This window comes from Microlunatus spumicola (assembly GCF_039536445.1).
In the GTDB taxonomy this organism is placed as follows: Bacteria; Actinomycetota; Actinomycetes; order Propionibacteriales; family Propionibacteriaceae; genus Microlunatus; species Microlunatus spumicola.
Map to the genome: position 1 here is coordinate 409415 of NZ_BAAAYR010000002.1, position 22714 is coordinate 432128.

Below are 22714 nucleotides of genomic sequence, written 5' to 3' on the forward strand. Positions count from 1 at the left end.
CACCGATTAGGACAGGCGTTCGATTAGCGGCCTAGCCGTTGTTGCCGTTGCCGTTCCCGTTGTTGCCGTTCCCGTTCCCGCCGCCGTTCCCGCTGCCACCACCGTTCCCGTTGCCCCCGCCGTTCCCGTTCCCACCGCCGTTGCCGTTGCCGTCCCCGTCGGAACCGCCGTCACCGTCACCCTCGCCGTCGCTGGGGGTGGACGAGGGCTCGGGGCTCGCGGACGGCTCGGGCTGGGTGGTGGTCGCGGAGGGGGTCGGGCTCGGCGCGGGTGCGGCGGTGGCGATGACGAGCTTCACCGTGGTGCTGCGGGCGACCTTGCTGCCGGCGTCCGGGCTCTGCGAGACGACCGTCCCCGCCGGCTGGCTGCTGACCTGGCGGGAGGTCGAGACCTTAGTGAAGCCGGCGTCGCGCAGAGCCTTCTCCGCCGCCTCCTGCGGGAAGCCCCCGACGTCCGGGACGGCCGACTTGCCGGTCGCGTACGTGACCGTGACGCGGTCGGCGAGCGCGGTGCTGGTCCCCTCGTCGGGCGAGACGCTCAGCACCTCGCCCTCCTTGGCGTCGGCGTCCTCCGAGCTGGCCGCGTTCGTGTCCACGTTGGTGAAGCCGGCGTCGCGCAGGGTCTTCTCGACGTCGTCCACGTCCTCGCCGACGAGGCCGCCGGGGATGTCCGCGGACTCGGGCCCGTCGTTCACGGTGATGGTCACGGTGCTGCCCGAGGGCGCCTCGGACTTCCCGGCCGGGTCCTGGGCGACGACGGTGCCCTTGGTGGAGGCGTCGCCGTTGTCGTGCTCGACCCGGGTGCGGAAGCCCGCGCCCTCGATCTGGCTGCGGGCCTGCGACTCGGTGTAGGTGAGGACGTCGGGGACGGCCACGTCCTGCACGGACGGGTTGGTCAGGCGGTACCAGGCGAACACCCCGCCCGCGACGAGCGCGAGCACGAGCAGGCTGACGAGCACAACCAGGCCGGTCCGCTTCTTCGGTTCGTCCTCGTCGGCGGTGGTGGTCGTCTCGACGACGCTCGTCGTCACGGGGGGCACGACGCGGGTCGGCACGTCGGCCGCGACCACGGTGGGCGCGGCGACCGCGGCGACGCGCGGGACGACCGCCGTCGCCTGCTGGCCCGCGAGCACGCGGTTGATGTCGGCCTTCATCTCCCGGGCCGACTGGTAGCGGTCGTCCGCGTCCTTGGCCAGCGACTTGAGCACGACGGCGTCGATGTCCGGACCGATCTCCGGGTCGATCTGGCTCGGCGGCACCGGGGCCTCGCGCACGTGCTGGTAGGCCACGCTGACCGGGGAGTCGCCGGTGAAGGGCGGCCGTCCGGTGAGCAGCTCGTAGAGCAGGCAGCCGGTGGAGTAGAGGTCGCTGCGGGCGTCGACGGTCTCGCCGCGGGCCTGCTCGGGCGAGAGGTACTGCGCCGTGCCGATCACGGCGGCGGTCTGGGTCATCGTCGCGCTGGTGTCGGCCACGGCACGCGCGATGCCGAAGTCCATGACCTTGACCGTGCCGTTCGTCGTCAGCATGACGTTCGCCGGCTTGATGTCGCGGTGGATGATCCCGGCGCGGTGGCTGTAGCCGAGCGCGTCCAGCACGCCCGCGGTCAGCTCCAGGGCCCGCTCGGGCAGGATCTTGCGCCCGTCGCGGAGCACGTCGCGCAGCGTCGGGCCCTCGACCAGCTCCATGACGATGTAGGGGATCGACACCCCGGTGACGGGGTCCGGCTCCTCGCCCGTGTCGTAGACGGCGACGATCGTGGGGTGGTTCAGCCCGGCCGCGCTCTGGGCCTCGCGGCGGAAGCGGGCCTGGAACGTGGGGTCCGTGGCCAGGTCGGGGCGCAGCTGCTTCACGGCCACGGCGCGCCCGAGGCGGAGGTCGACGGCACGGCGGACCTCGGCCATGCCGCCGCGTCCGAGCGGGTCGCCCAGCTCGTAGCGGCCTCCGACGGTCTGCGTCATCAACGCGTCCTTCCCTGCACCGCCCGGTGCGGCCGGTGCCCTCTCATCGTGACAGCCCCGCCTGCATCACGGAGCGCGCGATGGGCGCTGCCAGCCGGCCGCCGGCGATGTCGTTGCGGGGGATGTCGGCGTCCTCGACCACCACGGCGACGGCCACCTCGGGGTTGTCGAGCGGCGCGAAGGACGTGAACCAGGCGAACGGCTTGCGCTTGGGGTCCGACTGGGCGGTGCCGGTCTTGCCGCCCACCTCGACGCCGGAGATGCGGGCGTTCGAGCCGGTGCCCTGGCTGACGACGAGCCCCATCATCTGCTGCAGCGCCTCGGCGTTGCCCGGCGTCATCGGCGTCGAGAGGACCCGCGGCTTGTGGGTCTCGAGCGGGGTGAGGTCGGGCGCCTGGACCGAGCTGACGACGTACGGATCCATGAGCACGCCGTCGTTCGCGATCGCCGCCGAGACCATCGCCATCTGCAAGGGGCTGGCCGCCACGTCGAACTGCCCGATCGAGCTCAGCGCGAGCTGGGCGTCGTTCAGGGAGTCGGGGAACTGGCTGGCCACGCCGCCGAGGTCCGACAGGTGGCGGGCGTCGAAGCCGAAGAGCTGGGCCTGCTCGCGCAGCTTGTCCTCGCCGACCTCGAGCCCGAGGTTCGCGAACGCGGTGTTGCAGGAGACCTCGAGCGCCCGGCTCAGCGTGATCGTGGTGCCGCCGCAGCGGGTCGAGTTCGGCAGGTAGGTGCTCGTGCCCGGCAGCCGCAGCCGGTCCGGCGACTTCACCTTGGAGTCCGGGGTCTTGCCCTCGGCCAGCGCGGCCGCGGCGGTCACGAGCTTGAAGGTGGAGCCCGGGGGGTAGATCTCGCGGGCGCCCCGGTTGGCGAGGGGCCGGTCGCTCTCGGCGGCGAGCTCGTCGTACGTGCGGTCGGCCTTCTCGACGTCGTGGCTGGCCAGCGTGTTCGGGTCGTAGCCGGGGCTCGTGACCAGGGCGAGGACGGCGCCGGTCTTGGGGTCCAGCGCGACGACCGCCCCCTTCTGCCGGCCGAGCGCCGTGGCGGCCGCCTCCTGCATCTTGGGCACGATCGTGGTCTGGACGCTCGCGCCCTCGGGCGTGCGGTTCGTGGCGAGGTCGATCATCCGGCGCACGAGCAGCGAGTCCGCCGTGCCCGCGAGCTGGGTGTTGTACGTGTTCTCCAGGCCCGTGCTGGCGTGGTCGTAGGAGAAGTAGCCGGTGACGGGCGCGTAGAGGCTGCCGGCCGGGTAGTTCCGCTGGTACTCGAAGCGGTCGTCCGAGGGCATCGTGGTCGCGATCTCGAACTTCCCCGCGGCCAGGATCGAGCCGCGGTTCTGCGCGAACTCGGCGTCACGCACCCGCCGGTTCTGCGCCATGGCGTCCAGCGGCCCCTGCCGGAACAGCACGGTGTACGTGCCGTTGGCGAGCAGCAGCCCGAACATCAGCATGGCGACGACGGCGACCCGTCGGATCGGTCCGTTCACGCGACGCGCACCACCTGGGTCGTCTCGAGGTCGGGGCGGTACTCCGTGGCCGTCGGCACCGGCCGGCGGACCTGGTGGGAGATGACCATCAGCAGCCCGGCGATGATCCAGTTGCAGATCATCGACGAGCCGCCCTGCGACATGAAGGGGGTCGTGAGGCCGGTCAGCGGCAGCAGCCGCGTCACGCCGCCGATGATCGCGAAGACCTGCAGCGCGAAGGCGAAGGCCAGGCCGGCGGCCAGCAGCTTGCCGAACGGTTCGCGGCACTGCAGCGCGGTGCGCAGCCCGCGGGCCACGAACAGCCCGTAGACCAGGATCAGGGCCATCAGCCCGGCCATGCCGAGCTCCTCGCCGATCGCCGCGGCGATGAAGTCGCTGCGGGCCAGCGGGGTGAGCCCCGGCCGGCCCAGGCCCAGCCCGGTGCCGAGCAGGCCGCCGTACGCGAGCCCGAACTGCGCGCTGATCACCTGGTAGTAGGTGTCGAAGTCGCTGAACGGGTGCAGCCAGGCGCCGACGCGGACGCGCACGTGGCCGAAGTTCAGGTAGCCGAAGTAGGCGCCCGCCCCGAAGAGCAGCACCCCGAGCACCGGCCAACCGGCCCGCTCGGTGGCGACGTAGAGCATCATCACGAACAGCCCGAAGAAGAGCAGCGAGGTCCCGAGGTCGCGCTGGAGGACCAGGATCGCCAGGCTCAGGAGCCAGACCAGCAGGATCGGGCCGAGGTCGCGCGCCCGGGGCAGGTCGATGCCGAGCAGCCGGTAGCCCGCCAGCGCCAGCACGTCGCGCTTCTCCACGAGGTAGGAGGCGAAGGCGACGGCCAGCAGCACCTTGGCCGCCTCGGCCGGCTGGAAGCTGTACGGGCCGAGCTGGATCCAGATGCGCGCGCCGAACTTCGTGGTCCCGATCCCCGGAGCCAGCGGCAGCAGCAGCAGGACGACGCCGACGAGCCCGATCGTGTACGTGTAGCGCTGCAGCGGGCGGTGGTCGCGCAGCAGCACCGCGACCGCGACGAACACGGCGACGCCCAGCCCGGTCCAGATCAGCTGCTGGCGCGCGCCGTGCGCGACGGGGTCGCTGATCAGGTCGATGCGGTGGATCATCGCCAGGCCCAGGCCGTTGAGGACGACGACGCAGGGCAGCAGCAGCGGGTCCGCGTACGGCAGCCGCCAGCGCACGGCGAGGTGCGCGACGAGCACCGCGAGCGCGCAGCCGGCGGCGACGGGCACGAAGCCGGCCCCCAGGCGCCCGGTCACGTTGAGGTCGACCTGCGCGTACGCGCCGAGGCCGAGGACCAGGGCGAAGGCGAGCATGACCAGCTCGATCCCCCGGCGACGGCGGGGCACGACGGCGACGGTTCCTGCGGTGGCCGACATCAGCAGTCCGGCCCGTTCGGGCTGGGGCTCGTGGCCGCGCTGGTGGCGCCCGAGGCGAGCGTGGGTGCCGGGCTCGAGGGCCGGGGCGACGCGGAGCGCGACGGTGACGGGGACGGCGAGGCGCCCGGGGTGCCGCGGCCGCAGCGCGTGACCGCGTCGCGCAGCTCGGTCACCGTCTCGCGGGCCGCGGCGAGGCTCGGCACGTCGATGGAGCTCTGCACGCGCTCCTGGTAGTAGACGGGCAGGCTCGCGACCTCGAGGTCCTGCACCTCGTAGAGCTGGGACAGCGGCACCAGCGGGAGGTCCTCCGACACCCCGCGGTAGATGGCCACCTGCTGGCCGGCGATCCCCACGTAGTACTGGCTGCGGGTCCAGGCGTACGCGGCCCCCAGCCCGGCGGCGACCACGACGAGCACCAGGGCGGCCGTGACGAGCGGGCGCACGAAGCGCCGGCGGGCGGGCGGCACGGGGTCGTAGCGCGACTCGTCGGGCCGGGCCGGCGCCGGCGACGGTGCGGGAGCCGGGGTCTCGCCCGGCGGCACGAGCGCGCGGGTGATGACGGTGTCCTCGTGCTCCTCCTGGCCGCGTCCCGCGGGCGGCGGCACGGAACGTTCCGACGCAGCCCCGAGCACCACCGACTCCGGACCGTGGGCCGGCGTCTCGGCGAGGTCGGCGGCCGCGCCGGGCGGGCCGGCCGCCACCTGGACGACGTCGGCGACGAGCACGGTGATGTTGTCGACCCCGCCCTCGGCGCGGGCGGCGGCGACCAGGGCGGCGAGGGCCTCCTCGCGGTCGGCCAGGGCGAGCAGCTCGGCGATCTCGACGTCGTCGACCAGGCCGCAGAGGCCGTCGCTGCAGAACATCAGCCGGTCGCCGGGGGCCATCGGGAGCATGCTCGCCTCGGCGTCGGCCCCGGGCTGGCCGTTGAGCACGCGCAGCAGCAGCGACCGGTGCGGGTGCACCGCGGCCTCCGCCTCGCTGATCCGGCCCTCGTCGACGAGCGACTGCACCCAGCTGTGGTCGTGGGTCAGCCGGCGCAGCTGCCCGTCGCGCAGGAGGTAGGCGCGGCTGTCGCCGATGTGGACGAGCCCCAGGTCGGTCCCGTCGAACAGCGCCGCGGTCACCGTCGTGCCCATGCCGTCGAGCGACACGTCGTCGGCGATGAGGTCGGCGATCCGGTCGTTGGCCTCGTCGACCGCCCCCGACATCACGTCGAGCATCGCCGCGCCCGTGGCCGACTCGTCGACGCGCATCAGGGTGTCGACGGCGACGGCGGAGGCGAGGTCGCCCGCGGCCGCGCCGCCCATCCCGTCGGCGACGACGAGCAGGTGGGAGCTGGTGAAGCCGGAGTCCTGGTTGTTCTTGCGGACCAGGCCGATCTCGGAGTGGCTGACGACGCGCAGCGCGAGGCTCATCAGGGCTCCAGCCGCAGGATCGTGCGCCCGATGCGGACGACGTCGGCGAAGCCGATGGCGGTCGGGTTCGTGATGCGCTGGTTGTTGACGTAGGTGCCGTTGGTCGAGCCGAGGTCCTCGACGTAGACGCCGTCGGGGCCGTCCACGACGCGGGCGTGCCGCGTCGACACGTAGTCGTCCTCGAGGACGAGCTGGCAGTCCGCGCCGCGCCCGATGAGGATCACGTGGTCCACGAACGCGCCGGAGTCACCCGTCTGCGGTCCCTGGGTGATGGTGAGCGCCCGTGGTGCACCGCGCTGCCGACGCACCTTGCGGGTCGGCGGCCTGGGGCTCTCCAGCTCGGCGGGGCCGTCGTCGGCCGCGACCGTACGGCCGAAGAGGTCGCTGCGGACCACGGACACCGCGGACAGGATGAAGAGCCACAGCAGCGCCAGGAAGAGCACCTTGACGACGGTGACGGCGATCTCCGACATCAGTGGTCCCCAGCGGGCGCTCGCCGGGCGTGTGCGGCCCTCGGGCACGCACCTCGCTGCGTCGTCCTCGACGCGATACGCCCGGTATCCCTCTCTCGTCCGCCTTGCGATGCACGCACCCGAGGGCCGCACACGCCTGACGAGCTCCCGCTGACGACCACGGCGCGCCTCAGCGGGCGGAGGGGTCGTGGACGAGCATCCGGGTGGTCCCGATCTCGATCCGCGAACCCTCGCCGAGCACGGCGTGGCGCACCTTGTGGCCGTCGACGGTGATGCCGTTGGTCGAGCCGAGGTCGACGATGTCGATGCTCCCGTCGTCGCTCTGCCCGACCCGGATCTCGGCGTGCCGGCGCGAGATGCCCGGGTCGTTGATGCGCAGGTCCGCCTCGGTGCCGCGGCCGATGACCAGGCCGGGGGGCGTGAGGGGGTGGCGCATGCCGTTGACCTCGAGGACGAGCTCGCGCGGCCGGGCGCTGGGCCGGGGACCGGCGTCGGGCGTGCGCGGCGCGGGGCGGGGTGCGGCCTCCGGCGGCGCGGGCTGCTGCTGGACGCCGCGGGCGTCGACGGCGGCGACGGCCTCGGAGGAGACGGTGAACCGGCCGGTGGGCAGGCGGGTGTCCAGCGCGAGGTCGATGCGGATCGGGCCGCTGAAGACGTAGCCGCGGTCCTCGGCGTGGGTGCGCAGCTCGTCGCCGAGCTCGCGGGTGAGCGTCGCCGCGTACGGGGCGAGCTTGTCGTGGTCGTGCTGGGAGAGCTCGACGGTGAAGTCGTTGGGGACGAGCTTCTTGTCGCGCGACAGCAGCTTGGCCTCCGCGTCGAGCTCGCGCTGCAGGCGGGCCGCGATCTCGACCGGCTGCACGTCGCCCTTGAACGCGCGTGCGAACACGCCGCTCACCGCACCCTCGACGCTCTTCTCGAAGCGTTGGAAGATCCCCATGTCCCCTCCTCTCTCTGGCCGCCACCCTACGGCGTGCCGACGCCCGGGCCCCGCATCCGCGAGCCTGCGGCGAGCGTCTGCGGGACGGTTCAGGGGCGGGAGGGACCCCTGGCCCGTGCTAATCTTCTCCGGCTGGTCAGGCAGGCTCCGTGCCTCGTCCCGACCCGGCGCGAGTGGCGGAATGGCAGACGCGCTGGCTTCAGGTGCCAGTGCCCGCAAGGGCGTGGGGGTTCAAGTCCCCCCTCGCGCACCCTTACCTGGGAAATCTCCCGGGTTGTTGACGCGGCGGACGACCGGGGCAATGCCCCGGTCGCCGTCGCTGTCGATCAGCAGCCGGATCTCTCACAGTTAGCCCCGGCCCATTCAGCGCAACCATTCCCTGCCCTGGCCGTCAAGGACAGCGGCGTCCTCCAGGACGGTCGCGATTCTGCTGCTGACCTGATTGCACTGCGCCCCGTCCCCGGGACGGACGAGCCCATGACCCACGGCCTCTCCGCCAGGATCCGCAGCAACCACGTCCGGAGCCGGATTCGTGGCCCCTACCTCGCCCCCGAGTCGATCAACGTGGCCTCGGTGGACGACTTCGACGGGGTCGGTGCCGGCTACGTCCGCCCGCCCAGCACTCCTCGGCCGGCGGCCGCGCGCCGAGACGGCCTGGTGCGCATCGGTGCGCTCGTGCCCATGGACAGCACCCATCGAGTCAGCCTGGCCAAGCCGCTGGCGGCGCTTGGCTGGGACACCGGCACCGATCTGGTCGTCGCGATCGAGGGCCGCCAGGGGGTCGTCCGTCCAGGGAAGCCCACCCGCGACAACCCATGGTTGATCCCCGCGCGAGTGGCTGGCGGGCGTCTCACGGTCCCGCCTCCCCTGACCGGGGCCCTCGCTCTCAGCGCCGGCGACCAGGTCCTTGCGATCGCCTTCCCGGCGTTCGACGAGCTCCGGCTGCTCTCCGCCGCAGATGCGCTGCAGGAGCTGACGGGGACCCTGACCGTTGACGACGTGGTCCCCACCGTGACCGTTGCTCCCGCCAGGGTCGGAGTAAGCACCCGAATCCGCCCTGCCTACGGGCACTCGGCGTGACGCTGACTCCACCTTGTGGCGGTGATTGCGCTGGCCCCGGGACCGAGCACCTTCCGACGTGCAGCAGACCAGCGCGGCCTGCACAGCAACAAGGAGAATCAGATGACCACGACGATCGCACCCCTCACCGGACCTGACGACGACGACCGTCGTACGCCGGCCACACCAGTCGCGCACGCACTGGCCCAGTCGATCGACACCGTCAAGCAACTGCTGGCTGCGGGCATCCTCGATGCCGCCGCACTGGGACTCACCCCTCCTGAGACCTGCGGCGTAGTCGAGTCGGGAGGGCCTCCGTCTGCTGCGCATGACGCGTCTGCTGACCGTGCGGACGACGCGGCACGGCAGGGCACCCTGCCGACCTGGTTCCTGGTCCCGGGGGAGCCCATCAAGGTGCGCGACCTCATGGAGAAGACCCGGAGCGGGCTCAAGCCCGAAACCCGCCGTGCCTACGGCAGCTACCTCGACTTCCTCGCGAACGGGTGGTCCAGCGACGCGAACGGTGCACCGCCCGTGCAGCGCTATCCCGGCCTGGGCGACCGCTGGGCCCACGAAGTGCTGCCCTCCGACCTGGAACGGGCGCTGGGATTCGTCGAACAGCGCGCTCAGGAGGCCGGTGCGCGCAGGGCCGAGATCCGCGAGTCCGTCGGCCGTACCCCGATCGCCGGCACTGGGGTGGGCGCGCAGTACAACGCGGTCGGCGCGTGGCGACGGGCCTTCGAGGTCGCCGTCAGGGACCGCCACCTGGCGAAGCAGTTCAACCCAGCCAAGGACGTCAAGAAGCCGCGCCGTCCCGCAGGAAGGCGACGCCCGTTCACCCAACCGCAGATCAACGAGTTCTGGGCCGTCATCAAGAACACGGGCAACGACCCTGAGCTCGACGAACTGATCTGCCTCACCATCCTCGTGGCCGGGGCGCGTCGAGAAGGCCTGTTCAACCTGACCCTTGGAGGGGTCGACCGCGTCGAGTGCACCATCCGACTCGACGAGAAGTTCAACAAAGTGGTGGACCAGCCCGTCCCCGACTGGCTGATCGACCTGCTGTACGAGTTCGCGGTCCGACGCGGTGCCACGCGGCGTGCGGACCCCGTCTTTCGTACTCGTCCGCAGGGCGCCAAGCCGAGCCGCCCCGCTACGGATCGTCGGCTCGACAACATCTTCCAGCGTGTGCAGAGCGCGCTGCCCTGGGCCGACAAGGCCCAGGTCACCGCCCACACGCTGCGTCACCACGCCATCGCTCTCGTCGAGCGGAGCTCGTCCAAGGCCGTCGCCACCGAATACGCGCGCCACGAGCCCGAGGACGTCAACGGCCAGTACGGACGCGCAAGCGCACGAGAGGTTGCGCAGGCAGTCATCCGTATCCACGGAGGCGATCACCCCTGGCTGCATCGCGACGACCAGAACCAGTGACGTCGCTGGCCGGGGGCGCAGCTCCAGATCGAGCCGAACGTCTACGGGCCGGCAGCAGTCTGACCGTGGCGTGCCGCGAGGTCTGGAGCTGACGAGCAGAACAGACCCCTGCTCAGGCCTTGTGGTCCTGGGGGGTCGCGCGAACGGGTGACACCCGATCGCCCGAGCGATCCGGTGGACCCCGACCGACAACCGGACGGAGCCACCCAAGAGGCCCCGGAGGGTCCCCATGAGCCAAGCCATCTCCCAGCACGCACCGGTCCTCGGAGCACCGCCCGACCGGTACGAGCGGCTCCTCGAGGAGCGCATCACGATCGGGCGCCTGTACGTCGACGCCCTGTGCCACCGAACGACAGACGCGGAGCGACTGTTCAGGAACGTCCACCGACTCGACCGCCGTCTCGACCGCTTCCGTCGGTACTGCCACGACCAGCTCCGCATCGTCACGCCCGCTGAGGACGAGCGCTGGCACGTCCCCGGGGAACCGCCGCCGAGCCCCGGGTGCCGCCTCTGCGTCAAGCAGGACCTCGGCCTCCTCCTTCAGATGGCACTCGCTCCGGGCGCCACCGAAGTCGCCCGCCATCCGGCGCCTGGCGCCCTCGAGAGGGTCGGATCGACCACGTGTAGTCGCGGAACGAGGTAGCGGCTCGTAGGACAAGATGCAGTGGCCCGGTTACTCCGGGCCACTGCAGCCTTCTTCAGTGCACGGCTCGCTGGTCGCCAGCGCCCGACCTGCGCAGGGCCTGGGGTGCGGAGGAGTTCTCCCCGCGGCGACTCTGCGGAGGTGCGAGAGCACAACGAGGTCGCGAGCACCTTCGCCCGCTTGCAGGCGAGCGGAGCGCGAATGCAGGGTCGACCTGGTCGGGCACTGTGCACGTTCGTGAGCCAAGAATCTGTCCAGATCGGCGGCACCGAGGCGCCCGGCTGGGGGCCATCAGCAGCACTGATGCGTCGGATGCTCGAGCGCTTCGAGTGCCTGCCCGAGCACGTCTTGCAGGCCCTGCAGCGGGCGTACGCGCAGACACGGGGCGACGGCGTGAACCGCCTGTTGATGATGCCGCGTGACTTCGCTTGGACCTTGTTCCACGATGCACTGAAGGCCCACGGGCTGGTGGCTGAGTTCGATGCCTGGTGGCACAGCGAGATGCTTCCCCGCGGGCTCGGCACTTGGCTGCGAACCGGGCTCCCGGATGCCCTGGGTGCTGTCATGCTCAACGAGTTCGTTGATGCCGGCCCGTTCAGCCGACCTGACTACGACACCCTTCTGGCCCCCTGGCGGGCCGCCGTCGAAGGCGACGATCGTTCCCGAGTGTTCCTGCGTCTGACGCCGTCGTGGCCGCACCCCGGCGAGGAGCTCTGGCAGACCGTTGACGCGATCCTGCTCGAACCGCTGGCCGCGGCATGAGCGACGAGGGAGAACCGGCGCTACAGCAGCCGGAAGCTCGGACGCACGAAGTGGAGCCACGTCCAATACTGCTGAGAGGTCGGTGGCAGCCTTCTCGAGCCCGGGGTCGTGAGACGGGCCAGTGCTGAGCGTGCTCGACCTCTTGTGTAGTTCTCACTGTCCACTTCATTTTTCTTCACGAGATGCGCGAACCCAAGGCGTGTCGGCTGGCCCTGAGTGCGCGCACCTGCTTCACTGGCGGCATGGATGAAGCTCAGACGGCAGCGCGGGACGCGCTCGACGCCACGGTGGAACTCTGCACTGCTCGCGGTCTGGACGGGTTGTGGCGAAACCTGGTTCAGGACGTCTACGCCAGCAACCTCGGACGACACGAGCCGGAGGAGCTTGGCGACACGTCGATGACGCTCGGCATCCAGTGCTCGGAGAACCTCAAGGTGCGGGCCGGCCGACGCTTCAGGCACGACGACCTCGAACGCGCCGAGGACCACTGGGACGTGGACGATCTCACGGTCGCCACACCGGCCAACACGCTGACCTTCGTGTTGTCACAAGCCCGCGTGGTCGTCATGAAGGTCCCCCACGCCCAGGGCCGCGCGCCGCTCTGGGATCACTTCGGCGACTGGCAGCAGGACAGCCAGGTGCGACTCCAGGTAGCCGCGACCAACAGCCACACGTTGGGGGGCTACCGCACGAAGGTGTCCGCCGAGGTCCCCCTGTTCTCGTACGGGACCGCGCCCGCCGTCGTGAAGGACTACATGCTCGTCTGGGCTGGAGAACCGTCCGACCCCCGAACGGCCGGTTGGCTGACCGTCCCCGTGCTCGGTGACACGCCCTTCATCGCCCGGACCCAGTTGTGGTGGGACGAGGAGCCGACTGCTCGGACGTACAGCAGCGCGGAGCCGAGTCGCGGCCCGTCCTTCGACGAGCGTCAGGTTGCCGGCCCGCAGGTGACGCTCAAGCCGCGTCCTGCGGCCAGGGACCAGTCTTGAGCAGACCGGCGCGTCAACCGGCTGCCGGTACCGACTTCGACGGCACGCGCCTCACAGTCGCTCGCCGCCTCCGTCGGATGACCAAGTCCGCCCTGGCGCGCGAGGTGGGGGTGACGCCAACGGCCATCTCCCAGTTCGAGAAGGCCGAGACCAGACCGACTCAGGGCGTACTGGCACAGCTGTGCCTCCAGCTCGGGTTTCCCCGGGACTTCTTCAGTTCCGGTCGCCCGCTCACGATGCTCCCCGCCTCGGGCGCCCACTTCCGGTCGTTGCGGTCAACGACAGCGGCCGCTCGCGAGCAGGCCCTCGCTTTCGGTGAGCTCTGCCTGGAGCTTGTGGATCTGATCGGGGCCTACGTCGACCTCCCACCCGTACTCCTTCCGGACCTCGAGCTGCCCGACGAGCTCACGGAAGACGACATCGTTGAAGCGGCACGTAGTACACGGGAAACGTGGAAGGTCGCATCGGGCCCGGTGCCGTCGGTCGTTCAGGCCATGGAAGCGCACGGCGTCGTCGTTCTCCGCCTTCCCGCGGGGACGGACTCCGCCGTTGACGCGTTTTCCACCTACACCGGCCGAAGACCGCTGGTCTTTCTGTCGCCGGTCAAGGACGACAAGGCCCGCAGCCGGTTCGACGCAGCTCACGAGCTCGGGCACCTCGTGATCCATCCGGACACCGAGCCCGGCTCAAAGCTCGTCGAGAACCAGGCCAACCGCTTCGCGAGCGAGTTCCTTATGCCGCGGGAGGAGATCGTCGACGACCTTCCGCGCCGCATCGACTGGCCCGCGTTCCACGAGCTCAAGCGGCACTGGGGCGTCAGCCTCCGCGCCCTCGTGTACCGAGCGCACGCCCTCGGCCGTCTGTCCGATGCCTCGTACCGACGAGCCAATCAGCAGCTGGCCGTATGGGGAAACCCGGAGCGTGGCCCGCTCGGACCGGCCGAGTCGCCACAGCTGCTTGGTCTTGCACGGCAGGTGATGACCGACAGCGGCTTTGACTTTGACAGCGTCCTGGCTGCTGGCCGAGTGGCACCAGACGTTGCTGAGGCAGTAATCCATGCGGCTTCGGAGAAACGTCCGCGCCTCGCCATCGCGTAGTGGGAGCCGGAGCCGGGCGGCGGCGCCGAACAGGCACGGTGAGTTGCCGGGACGTCAAGGCTCACCACGCGGGCATTTGCGCTACGGCTCGCAACGTCTCCAGCGGCGTGACGATCAGTTGCTTCCTGGGTGGCCGTCGGGGTTTGGCGTCGTGCGCGAGGGCGAGGAGGAGGTGGGTGATCGCCATCTCCTCTGGAGACGCGTCCTCGACCAGCCGACGCTCGCTCCACGCGCTGTCCCGGGAGGGCTCCTGCGATGCCGACCGGTTCTGGTCGCAGATGAGCTGGAGTGCTTCCGCCGCGACGCTAAGCCTGCGGTTGACGGTCCACCGCTCGCAGGTCCCAACGGTCCGGACGACCTGTACGACCTGCTCCTGGGTCGGCCCGTCCGTCCACCACACAGACGCCCCCCTGACGGTCGGGCGCACGGTGAATCGAGTGTCGGGGAACCGCTGACGCAGGGCGGTGCGGACGTCCCGGGCGGGGTCGGGAACGGGCGCCGGCAGCTTCGCGTAAGGCACGGACTCGTAGCGGTCGGCGGCGAACTGGAGCTCGACATCACCTGCGGTCGGGTCCGCGACCGTGAAGCAGAGGAGGGAGCTGCTGTCCCCCCTGGACACGTGGTCGATGCATTTCACCCGGTACCAGCGGGGACGGGTTGCACTCAGCGGCCTGAGCAGAAGCCATCCTCCGAGCCGCACCTCGAAGGCGGGAACACGTCTGGGGTCGTTGTGGGGGCTGGTGCTTACCGTCATGAGGCGCACGGTCCGAGGTTTCCGTAGGAGGTCAATCGCCTCCGCCGCGCCAACTCTAAGCACCGCCGCTGGAACTGAAGGCCATTCCTCTTGCCTGGTCAGGCCGAGTCGATCTTCGCGAGCACGTCGCCCGCCGGGACCTGCTGGCGGGGAAGTTCCGAGGTTTCCCGTTGGTCGCTGTCGATCCGTGTGATCATCCCTGGCAGACGGGGAGAGGAACGCGGCGCTATGGGGTTTTACGTTCGGAAGAGCCTACGAGCCGGGCCGTTCCGGGTGAATCTGTCCAGCTCGGGCGTCGGAGTCAGTGCGGGCGTCCCCGGGTTCCGGGTCGGCACGGGTCCACGTGGCAACTACGTCTCCGTCGGGGCAGGTGGCATCGGCTACCGGACGAGCCTGGGTCGAAGCAGCGGCCGCTCTGCTCCGGCGTCGCCGTCGGGTCCGACGCCGCCGGAGCAGGTCTGGCCGACCATCCCGGTGTCAGGGGACGTGGCGATGGCTCCGACGGTGGGCCTTGCCGCGCAGCAGCTCGTGACCACGGGCCCGGACGACCTCGTGCAACAGCTCAACGCCAGCGCGTCACGACACCGCATCTGGCCGTGGGTGGCAGGAGCAACCCTTCTTCTCGCACTGCTCACGGGCGCCTTTGGCCTGGTGGTTCTGCTGCTCGGTGTCCTGATCACGACCTGGCTCGTTCTGTGGGAGAAGAGCCGAAGGACGGTCCTCGCGTTCTACGACGTCACGGATGCCGACGCCGAATGGTTCGACCGCCTGACCACGAGCTGGCAGGCGGCGGTGCAGCTCGGGGGCGCCTGGCGGGTCCAGGCGTCCGGGGATCTCCACCACGCGCATCAGCGCAAGGTCAACGCAGGCGCCAGCAGCCTCGTTCGGCGGTCGATCGTGGCCTTCCACTCCGCACCCCCGCCGGTGCTCACGACCAACATCGAGGTACCAACCATCGTGTGCGGGCCCGATGCGTTGCTGTTCCTGCCCGACCGCGTTCTGGTCCGCAATGAAACGAGTTGGAGCAGCGTCGGCTACGAGGCTCTGCAGGTGGAAGCGAGTCGGACGAGGTTCATCGAAGAGGGCACAGTGCCCGCCGACGCGACGGTTGTCGACTCGACCTGGCGCTACGTGAACAAGAACGGTGGACCCGACCGTCGGTTCTCGAACAACCGCCAACTTCCGGTCCTGCTCCTGGGCGAGCTCGAGCTGCGGACCGCTACCGGGCTGTGGTGGATCGTCACCTGCTCACGCACCGACGTCGCCGCCGACCTGGCGAACGTGCTTCGGATGCGACGAGCAAGAAGGCTCCCCGGCCCGCAGATCTCGCTGGGTCAGGCACCCGCGCCTGCCCCAGCCCTTCCGGCTACGCCCAACCTGACCAGACCCGCCCTCGGGTTGCCCACCTCCACACCGCCGACCAACCTCGCGAAGCTGCTCCCCGTTCCGACAGGGCTCCCGTCAGCCGCGCCGGGCAGCACAGGCGCTCTGTTCACGTACGGCCGCATTGCTTCGTCACGAGCCGGCGCGCGGGTGCCGGACCAGCTGTTCGCCGTGGTCGACGTGGAGACGACCGGCCTCGACGCGCAACGGGGGGACCGTGTCGTCGAGATCGCCATCAGCCGTATCCACCTCGACGGCCGTGTAGAGGACGAGTTCGCCACGATCGTCAATCCCGACCGCACCCCGGGTGCTGAGTTCGTCCACGGCATCAACGAGGACATGATCCGGACCGCGCCCCGGTTCGCCGACGTCGCTGGCGACATTCTCGCCCGACTCGAGGGCTGCGTCGTCGTCGCGCACAACGCGGCGTTCGAAGATCAGTTCCTGGCCGCGGAGTTCGCCCGCCTCGGATTGCGCCCACGGCCGCTCCCCGCACTGTGCACCCTGTGGTTGTCGAGGCAGGTCAACACGACGCCCAACCATCGTCTGAGCACGTTGGCTCGCCAGGCCGGCCTCCCGATGACTGATGCCCATGCCGCGTTGGGAGATGTACGCGCGGTCGCAGCCCTGCTGCCCGGCATGCTCGCCCGGCTCCCGGCGCCCCTGACCTACCAAGTGGTGCCGGCAAGCTCGGCCGACGTCGCCGATTGGACGACCGGGCTTCCGTCGCGCAGCGTCCGGCTGCAAACACGCGCTGTGGGTCTCCGCCGAGGTGACGACGGCTGGATGGCGTCGCTCCTGGCGCGGCTGCCGCAGACGGCAGAACAAGCCGAGGCCCCCCATGCGGAGGCGTACCTTGCCGCTCTGGGAGCGGTGCTGCTCGACGGCAAGATCGTCGCCGACGAGGCGCATCAGTTGGCAGCTCTGGCGGGCGGCGCAGGGTTGGGGGCGGCCGAGGTTCGGACGCTGAATGCGACGTTCTTGGAGTCGTTGCGCGAAGCTGCGTTCGAGGACGAGGTCTTGACCCCTGCCGAGCTCCGCCACCTGCGTAGAGCAGCAACCATGGTTGGCGCTGCTGCCTATTTCGATGACCTCACCCCCACTGCGGAGCGGACCGGCACCATCGGTTCGGCCGTAGGACTTCCTGCAACCTCGGGCCGGCAGCGTCGCTGCGGGTACTGCCAGCAGCCCGGGCACTACCGACCGCGTTGTCCGCAACTGATCTGAGGCATGCCGGTTTTCCCTGCCGAGTCGGCGGGCCCCTGCCCCATCAGGTCGCCTACAGGAGGAGAGGAGGGAGCTAAAGCTCCCTCCTCTCCTGTTCTCACGTTTGTACTACTGGTGCAGGACGTCGAGGCCGCCCTGAAGTGCCTCTTGAAGCCTGGCGCTGACGCGTCTTCCGACTTCTCGAAGCTTCTGCAGATTCGTCTCGGCCTGGCCTGCAAGCTTGCCGACCTCGGAGAGGTCGCCGAGAGCGGCCATCGCCAGGTTGAGCTGGCGTTCGAGCGCGACCAGATCGGCGGTGCTCTCTGTCGACCGGGCGCGGGTCAGGATCGCCTTCTCGCGGACGAACAGGTAGATCAAGCGCACGACCTGCCAATCGTCGGCCGCAACAACCCAGCCCATCTCGTCGACCTGGCAGAATGGTCCGCCTCCCGGCACCTCGTCGGCTGACCGCACCAGCATCAGGCCGGCTACTGCACCCCGCACCCGACGGCCAGCCTCGAGCTCGGTACGGCAGGCAGGCAACGAGAGCTTCCTGCTCCGGGCCTTCGCCTCGATCAAGATCTTGATCGCTGCGCCCTTGCCCGTGATGCTTCCGGGAATGGTGGCAACTCCATCTCCGGTGCGCCTCGTCGTGTCTGCGCCGGGTTGACCACCGGTCTCCTCGAAGAGGTCTGCGGCTCCGGTGACGATGTCTCTCATCTGGGTCATCACGTCGGTCTCGTGAACGCGGCCTACCTCGCGGCTGCTCTTGGCGCCTGCTGCCTTCCCGGCCTCGGCCGCCTGCAGCATCGCCCTCACGACAGTGAGCTGTTCGCTGATCTCTGCTCGAGTGCCGTTGAGCTCGGCCAGCAGGTCCCGTCGAAGCGCCTGCACGGGGCCTTCCCGGTCGAGGGACAGCGCGTTCCGCACGGACTCCTGATGGCCCGCCAGAGCGGTCCTGATCTCGTGCAGTCCGGCTGCTTGCACCGTGTGCGCGGCCTCCCCAACGGATTGACGCACGTTCGCCGCCTCGCCGCGCATCGCGGCTTCGAGCTGCGCGGGGAGACCGGCCAGAACCGCATTCGCGGTCTCGAGCACGGTCTGCTCCCCGGACCGGAGGTGCGCGAGGGTTCGCTCGAGCTCCGCGATGGTCTTCGCTGATTTCTGCTCCACCTGGGCAGACCAGTCGTCCAGCGTCTGTGTGAGCGCGCGAGAGCCGACGTCGACGGTGCCCATGGTCAGAGCGATGATCCCGACAGGGATCGCTCTTCGCAGGAGTTCGGTGAGGGCCTCGGCGTCTTGCTGTCGGCGGGCGATGGCAGCTGCTTCGCCATGGGTGACGACGAGGTCGTGGATCGTGATGCGGTCGGCGATGACCGTGATGGGACCGTCGGCCGCGGTGGTGAGGTTGACGACGCTCATCGGCTGGCTCCGAGCGCCTCGAGGAGCGGCGGGTTACGCCGAGCTCTTCGGCAGAACAGGCAGGTCGCGACAGGCACACCGGGAGCCACGTGGATGAACGTGCTCTCCCAGGCGATCAGCTCGTCGAGAGCTGGCTGAGCGTCGGGCACGTGGTCGAGGATTGCCTCCTCGACGAGCACTTGCCGTCGCCTCAGGGAGCCGTCGTCCACCCGGGAGTGGGCCTCTCGAGCAGCTGCGCTTCGGGCAAGGTCCGCCCATGCGTGGAGCAGGCGGGCGACCTCGGAGCGGAGTGGTACTTCGGCGACCGGCACCAGGTTGGTGGTCGGTAGCGGCTGGTTGGTTGGGAACACGGTGATCCTCCAGCGGGAACGTCCGTCGCGTGGGGCCTGGATGGCCCCCGCGTCAACGGGAGCCCAGTGGCTCGGACAGGACCTTGTGCGCGGCCGATTCCCCCAGAAGGGGGACACCCGATCGTTTTACGGGCAGATGCCGTCGATCAGCCCGGCGGCCTTGCCGAGTCCACTGCATCCCGAGGGTTCCCTCGGACCGTCGTAGGTCCAGCGTCCGCTGGCACCACGAGGAGACGACGATGACCGACCTACCCAACCGGAACGCCCCGCTGTCGGCACCGGGCACCCGTGTTGCTGAGCGCCTGGCGTACTGGCGCACCCGCAGCTGGGCTCAGCTCGTCGAGCTGATGAGCGTGGACCATGACGACGCCTCGCCGTACCCGCCTTCTGCCTCTACCGTCGAAGCCCCACCTGTACAGATTCGGCTGCGGAGCTGACGGACCCGTGCGCTGGTGTCCGACCGGTTGCGGTGGTACGGACGCCAAGGCTGCGCGGCCCCAAGTCGCTGGTCCGGACGAATGCTGCCGTCTACGCTGCCTTCCGGTTCGCGGGTGCCTCTGGCCGCGGGGCAGCGCCGGTCTCGGGCAGCGGTGCGCTGGGGCCGGGATCGAGGAAGACGACATCGAGGTGGGTCCCAGCCTGCCGACGCGCCCCGTCATGACTCCCCTGGCCGAAGCGACCGCTCCACGGCCGCAGGTAGTCGGTCGGGAAGTAGACGCGTCGTAGCTCGAGGACGGGCAGTCGTCGGCAGTGCGGACAGAGCACGCCGAAGCCGGCCTCGGTCTCGGGTACCGCCAGAACATGACTGGCGAACGGCGTTTCTCCTCGAAGCCGCTCGGGGCAGTCGTCGTGACGACACGGACGCAGAGACAGCGTCCGTTCGTCGGCACTGAGCCAGCGCGGCCCTCGCGACCAGGACTTGGTGAAGGGTGAGATCGCCGCTGGTGCGGGGTGAGCTGCCCGGCCGCCCCGGGTCGACGTCCCGTTGACCCGTGCGAGCGGAACGAGCAGCTCCGCCGGCGCCCCCAGGGCCTGGGCAATCTCGTGAACTGGTGCGGTGCCGCCGGCGGCGACCAAGAACTGGGCGGCGTGTCGAGCCAGCTGATGGGTGTCGCCGCACCAGCCCCAGCGACGTCTCTGGGCCTTGCCTGCGTACGTGGCGACGATGTGGGCAGCGAAGCCTTCGTTGATGCCCGCGAGCACGGTGCCGTCACCCGTGACGGCGCTGTAGAGGGCTCGACGCGTGGCTGGAACCGGGCAGTCCAGGGCAGCAGCCCGCAGGTCGGGCTCGGGGACGGCCGGCGTCAGCCAGGTTGTCATTCCCTTGTGGAGGTAGCTGTTCTTCTTTCCCGAGCCGTCGATCGCTTCCGCTGCACCGATCTCGGCGTAGCTACGGCCTTGGTAGAAGTACGCCCACGACCAGATCTCAGGACCACTCGAGACCGGCTGGCCCGCTCGCGTGTTCGTGCGATCGAGGATCTGGCCGCTGATAGGCAGCGTCACCTGCCTCGGCTCTTCGCCCACGACGTTGAGCACCAGCGAAGCCGACCACGCGACCCGAGGACGAGACCCAGGCAGTCGGCAGGGCACGAGCTGAAGATCGTGGAGGAGCTGCCGGCAGGCCTCCTGGAGCCACCCGGGCGCTGATGCGACGCATTTCTCGAGCGCCGCCGCGACGAACTCGGCCGTTGCTGTCTGGACGTCCGCCAGCTCATCTACGGGGATGGGCGGCGAAGCCGATGTCGGTCCCTCGGCCGCTACAAGGGCCGCCTCGAGATTGGCGAGACGTACCCGCGCGCGGGCCAGCGCCCGCTCCGCTTCCTGGAGCAGTGCAGCGGACTCCACGCTGTTCTCCTTGGCGTGGCGCCCCTTCACCTCGTTCCGTTCGTCGATCGCGCCGTCGACCTGATCAGCAGCCCGCTCGACCTGCTCCGCAAGCTCAGCCCGCAGGGCACCAAGCGAGACCTCCGCAGCGGCTGCCTGAGCGACGTCAGAGGACTGGGACGTCCGCGGCGCCAGGACCGCAGGCTGCACCTCTGCGTCCAGACCGAGCAGCGCCTCACGCATCGCGCGGGCTACGTCCGCGTGCAGGTCGCCGGCCCGGACGACCGCCAGCTGCTTGGTCTCCGACCCCGACCACCCTCGGGGGCGGCCGTCCCCGTGCACGGCCTCGGCGAGCGAGCGGCTCCGGACGCTGTAGAGCGGCATCTTGGTGGCGACCATGCACTGCTGACTGGCGGTCTGGTCCGTCCAAGCGGCGAGGCCGGCGAACGGCATGACCATGCCGCTGTAGCGCCGGGGCTTGTCGCTGAGCGGGTAGCGCCGATCAAGGACGCGCTGCCACTCTTCGTCGGTGATGCCCCATCCGCCCTCCGGCAACGGCATGGTGATCTGGCAGCGGTAGGCGGGTCGCCCGTCTGGCGTGAGCGTCTCCTCAACTCCGAGGTCGGTGAGGTCGAGCTCCATGGCGATTTTGATGGGGACTAGCTTCTCGAAATGACCGTGCTGCCACCCCGAGATCCAGCGCGAGCTGAACAGTGTCCTGGCCGCTCCGGCACGTGATGCCGACGGCAGATCGCGGAGCAGGATGTTCTTCTTCAGGTGCTCAGGAAGCCGAGAAGGTAGTCCGCACTCCGCCATGACGTCACCAACTCCCGCCCAGTCGGCGAACTCCTGCCCTCGGTGTTCTCCCTCGCGAGGTTCGAGGATCTTGTCGACGAGTCGACGCAGCAGGGCGCGGGCGGCAGCCTCGTCGTCCGTGACTGCGAGCAGGTGCTTGTCGGTGGTGGTCACCTCGACCCCGGTTCGGGTGTCCCTTTCGATAAGAACCCTGGGGCCGTGAGTAAAGGGAACAGTCCAGATGGGCTCGTAGTACCCCCCTCCGGCCTGGAGGACGATCTCCGACCGGTTCATGCCGCGGATTGCCGCTTCGGCCGAGCCCGAGGAGAGCATCGAACCGAAGCTGAAGCTCTGGGCGCTGGCTGGTTGGGTGAGGTCGGTCGTGTGTGGCGTGTGCGCAATCACGCGGCAGCTGACGAAGGTGGCTTTGAGGTCAGCACCGTGGCGTTCGTCGCGCACGATGCGGTCGTGCTCGCGACAGTGAACGTGGGGCCGGTAGCCGGGATCTTTCTTCCCGAAGTTGTACATGGCACGGACCACGCCGGACAGGATCTCCGTCGCGGCGTTGCCGCGACGGTCTTCACTTTCGGCGTGGAGGTTGTTGGCCCGGGCGCTCGACAGGAGGTACACGAAGAAGGTGTTCCCGATGTGCAGAACCACCCCGAGGCGGCGGGCTCCGATGCCGCCAGGTGCGTGGTGCATCCTCACCTCGAAGACGGAGTCCCCGAGGTCGGCCCGCGTGGTCACGCCGATGGCGTCCGAGCGGACTACGTCGAAACCGAGCGCAAAGGCCTGTGCGACGTCAGGGTCCTTGTGGTCGGCAGCCGCGAAAGATGTCCGCGCACTCGCAAGCCAGAGCGTCACTGTCTCGCTGCTCGTGCGGATCGGCCGCATCTTGTCGATCGGCGAGCCATCGCCTTCCGCCTGGATGGAGCATCGCCTCCTCAACCACGCCTGGAACGCAGCGGCGTAGCTTCCGCTGGCTCGGTATCCGCCCGAGCCTCCGGGGCGGCGCTTCGCAGTCTTCGTCATGATGTTGAGCTCCCTCAGTCGATGTTGAGGGGGACAGTGCTGAAGCCCGGCGCTTGTGCAATGGACCTGCGACAGTCGGGAGGAACGTTCTGGAACAGGACTGTTCAACAACGAGGTACCTCAGACGGAGATCGACTTCCCGAAGCTGCTTCACGAGGCACTTGGTCAGCAAAGGAGCCGAGAAGCAGGGACACTTGCTCTCGGCTTCGAGTGGGAGGTGGACGGGGTGCAGACGGATGGTCCTGGGCAGGTGGACGAGGTCGGGAACTCTCGTCCCCTGAGGCGGCTTGGCTCGGTGTCTGCCGCGGTACTGCTCGCAGCGGTCG

Annotated in this window: 16 protein-coding genes, 1 tRNA gene and 1 pseudogene; 9 read left to right on the forward strand and 9 right to left on the reverse strand. The window is 69.8% G+C overall.

Going from position 1 to position 22714, the window contains the following annotated elements; translation table 11 throughout:
* Positions 1-31: 31 nt before the first annotated feature.
* From pknB to ABD665_RS10905, 6 genes are all read right to left on the reverse strand, one after another.
* On the reverse strand, positions 32-1957 hold the full coding sequence (pknB, locus tag ABD665_RS10880; protein ID WP_204910640.1) for a Stk1 family PASTA domain-containing Ser/Thr kinase: 1926 nt from the start codon (positions 1955-1957) through the stop codon (positions 32-34).
* Positions 1958-2000: 43 nt separating this feature from the next.
* Complete coding sequence (locus tag ABD665_RS10885; protein WP_204910639.1) at positions 2001-3443, reverse strand: penicillin-binding transpeptidase domain-containing protein; 1443 nt, start codon at positions 3441-3443, stop codon at positions 2001-2003.
* On the reverse strand, positions 3440-4816 hold the full coding sequence (locus tag ABD665_RS10890; protein WP_204910638.1) for an FtsW/RodA/SpoVE family cell cycle protein: 1377 nt from the start codon (positions 4814-4816) through the stop codon (positions 3440-3442). The genes ABD665_RS10885 and ABD665_RS10890 overlap by 4 nt, the downstream gene beginning before the upstream one ends.
* On the reverse strand, positions 4816-6231 hold the full coding sequence (locus ABD665_RS10895) for a protein phosphatase 2C domain-containing protein (RefSeq protein WP_204910637.1): 1416 nt from the start codon (positions 6229-6231) through the stop codon (positions 4816-4818). Before ABD665_RS10895 ends, ABD665_RS10890 begins: the two co-directional genes overlap by 1 nt.
* On the reverse strand, positions 6231-6704 hold the full coding sequence (locus ABD665_RS10900; protein ID WP_204910636.1) for an FHA domain-containing protein FhaB/FipA: 474 nt from the start codon (positions 6702-6704) through the stop codon (positions 6231-6233). Before ABD665_RS10900 ends, ABD665_RS10895 begins: the two co-directional genes overlap by 1 nt.
* A gap of 169 nt (positions 6705-6873) precedes the next feature.
* Positions 6874-7641, reverse strand: a complete 768-nt coding sequence (locus ABD665_RS10905; protein WP_204910635.1) for an FhaA domain-containing protein — start codon at positions 7639-7641, stop codon at positions 6874-6876.
* 167 nt (positions 7642-7808) lie between these two features.
* Here ABD665_RS10905 and ABD665_RS10910 point away from each other — a divergent pair.
* The 7 genes from ABD665_RS10910 to ABD665_RS10940 all read left to right on the forward strand — a co-directional run bounded on the left by ABD665_RS10910 (position 7809) and on the right by ABD665_RS10940 (position 13622).
* Positions 7809-7891: transfer RNA gene (locus tag ABD665_RS10910), tRNA-Leu, on the forward strand.
* A gap of 227 nt (positions 7892-8118) precedes the next feature.
* Positions 8119-8721 (forward strand): hypothetical protein, encoded by a 603-nt coding sequence (locus tag ABD665_RS10915; protein WP_204910634.1) that lies wholly within the window; start codon positions 8119-8121, stop codon positions 8719-8721.
* 102 nt (positions 8722-8823) lie between these two features.
* Entirely contained in the window at positions 8824-10131 is a 1308-nt protein-coding gene (locus tag ABD665_RS10920) for a site-specific integrase (protein ID WP_204910633.1), read from the forward strand.
* A gap of 229 nt (positions 10132-10360) precedes the next feature.
* Positions 10361-10774 carry a hypothetical protein gene (locus ABD665_RS10925; RefSeq protein WP_204910632.1) on the forward strand — a complete coding sequence of 138 codons (414 nt, stop codon included), beginning with the start codon at positions 10361-10363 and terminating at the stop codon, positions 10772-10774.
* Between the two features lie 237 nt (positions 10775-11011).
* Positions 11012-11536 carry a hypothetical protein gene (locus tag ABD665_RS10930; protein ID WP_204910631.1) on the forward strand — a complete coding sequence of 175 codons (525 nt, stop codon included), beginning with the start codon at positions 11012-11014 and terminating at the stop codon, positions 11534-11536.
* A 182-nt stretch (positions 11537-11718) separates the two neighbouring features.
* Positions 11719-12525 carry a hypothetical protein gene (locus ABD665_RS10935; RefSeq protein ID WP_204910630.1) on the forward strand — a complete coding sequence of 269 codons (807 nt, stop codon included), beginning with the start codon at positions 11719-11721 and terminating at the stop codon, positions 12523-12525.
* Positions 12522-13622, forward strand: a complete 1101-nt coding sequence (locus ABD665_RS10940; RefSeq protein ID WP_204910629.1) for an ImmA/IrrE family metallo-endopeptidase — start codon at positions 12522-12524, stop codon at positions 13620-13622. Before ABD665_RS10935 ends, ABD665_RS10940 begins: the two co-directional genes overlap by 4 nt.
* A gap of 61 nt (positions 13623-13683) precedes the next feature.
* Here ABD665_RS10940 and ABD665_RS10945 read toward each other — a convergent pair whose 3' ends face one another.
* Positions 13684-14376 carry an LPD29 domain-containing protein gene (locus tag ABD665_RS10945; protein WP_204910628.1) on the reverse strand — a complete coding sequence of 231 codons (693 nt, stop codon included), beginning with the start codon at positions 14374-14376 and terminating at the stop codon, positions 13684-13686.
* Positions 14377-14604: 228 nt separating this feature from the next.
* On the opposite strand from ABD665_RS10945, the pseudogene ABD665_RS21675 reads away from it, so the two are divergent.
* Positions 14605-14751, forward strand: a pseudogene (locus ABD665_RS21675) (DUF4236 domain-containing protein); the annotation flags it as partial.
* Positions 14752-14868: 117 nt separating this feature from the next.
* A complete protein-coding gene (locus tag ABD665_RS10950; protein WP_344742295.1) occupies positions 14869-16986 on the forward strand; it encodes a 3'-5' exonuclease in 2118 nt (705 codons plus the stop codon).
* 108 nt (positions 16987-17094) lie between these two features.
* Here the strand turns inward: ABD665_RS10950 and ABD665_RS10955 are convergent, their stop codons facing one another.
* Both ABD665_RS10955 and ABD665_RS10960 read right to left on the reverse strand, forming a co-directional pair.
* Positions 17095-18387 (reverse strand): hypothetical protein, encoded by a 1293-nt coding sequence (locus tag ABD665_RS10955; protein WP_204910626.1) that lies wholly within the window; start codon positions 18385-18387, stop codon positions 17095-17097.
* A gap of 878 nt (positions 18388-19265) precedes the next feature.
* Positions 19266-22388 (reverse strand): outer membrane factor lipoprotein domain-containing protein, encoded by a 3123-nt coding sequence (locus ABD665_RS10960; protein WP_204910625.1) that lies wholly within the window; start codon positions 22386-22388, stop codon positions 19266-19268.
* Positions 22389-22714: the final 326 nt, after the last annotated feature.

Bases quoted from the DNA above. Each gene is read 5' to 3' on its own strand.
- pknB (WP_204910640.1), bottom strand. From the start codon at position 1,957: ATGACGCAGACCGTCGGAGGCCGCTACGAGCTGGGCGACCCGCTCGGA.
- ABD665_RS10890 (WP_204910638.1), bottom strand. From the start codon at position 4,816: ATGTCGGCCACCGCAGGAACCGTCGCCGTCGTGCCCCGCCGTCGCCGG.
- ABD665_RS10895 (WP_204910637.1), bottom strand. From the start codon at position 6,231: ATGAGCCTCGCGCTGCGCGTCGTCAGCCACTCCGAGATCGGCCTGGTC.
- ABD665_RS10900 (WP_204910636.1), bottom strand. From the start codon at position 6,704: ATGTCGGAGATCGCCGTCACCGTCGTCAAGGTGCTCTTCCTGGCGCTG.
- ABD665_RS10905 (WP_204910635.1), bottom strand. From the start codon at position 7,641: ATGGGGATCTTCCAACGCTTCGAGAAGAGCGTCGAGGGTGCGGTGAGC.
- ABD665_RS10915 (WP_204910634.1), top strand. From the start codon at position 8,119: ATGACCCACGGCCTCTCCGCCAGGATCCGCAGCAACCACGTCCGGAGC.
- ABD665_RS10920 (WP_204910633.1), top strand. From the start codon at position 8,824: ATGACCACGACGATCGCACCCCTCACCGGACCTGACGACGACGACCGT.
- ABD665_RS10925 (WP_204910632.1), top strand. From the start codon at position 10,361: ATGAGCCAAGCCATCTCCCAGCACGCACCGGTCCTCGGAGCACCGCCC.
- ABD665_RS10935 (WP_204910630.1), top strand. From the start codon at position 11,719: ATGCGCGAACCCAAGGCGTGTCGGCTGGCCCTGAGTGCGCGCACCTGC.
- ABD665_RS10945 (WP_204910628.1), bottom strand. From the start codon at position 14,376: ATGACGGTAAGCACCAGCCCCCACAACGACCCCAGACGTGTTCCCGCC.
- ABD665_RS10950 (WP_344742295.1), top strand. From the start codon at position 14,869: ATGGCTCCGACGGTGGGCCTTGCCGCGCAGCAGCTCGTGACCACGGGC.
- ABD665_RS10955 (WP_204910626.1), bottom strand. From the start codon at position 18,387: ATGAGCGTCGTCAACCTCACCACCGCGGCCGACGGTCCCATCACGGTC.
- ABD665_RS10960 (WP_204910625.1), bottom strand. From the start codon at position 22,388: ATGACGAAGACTGCGAAGCGCCGCCCCGGAGGCTCGGGCGGATACCGA.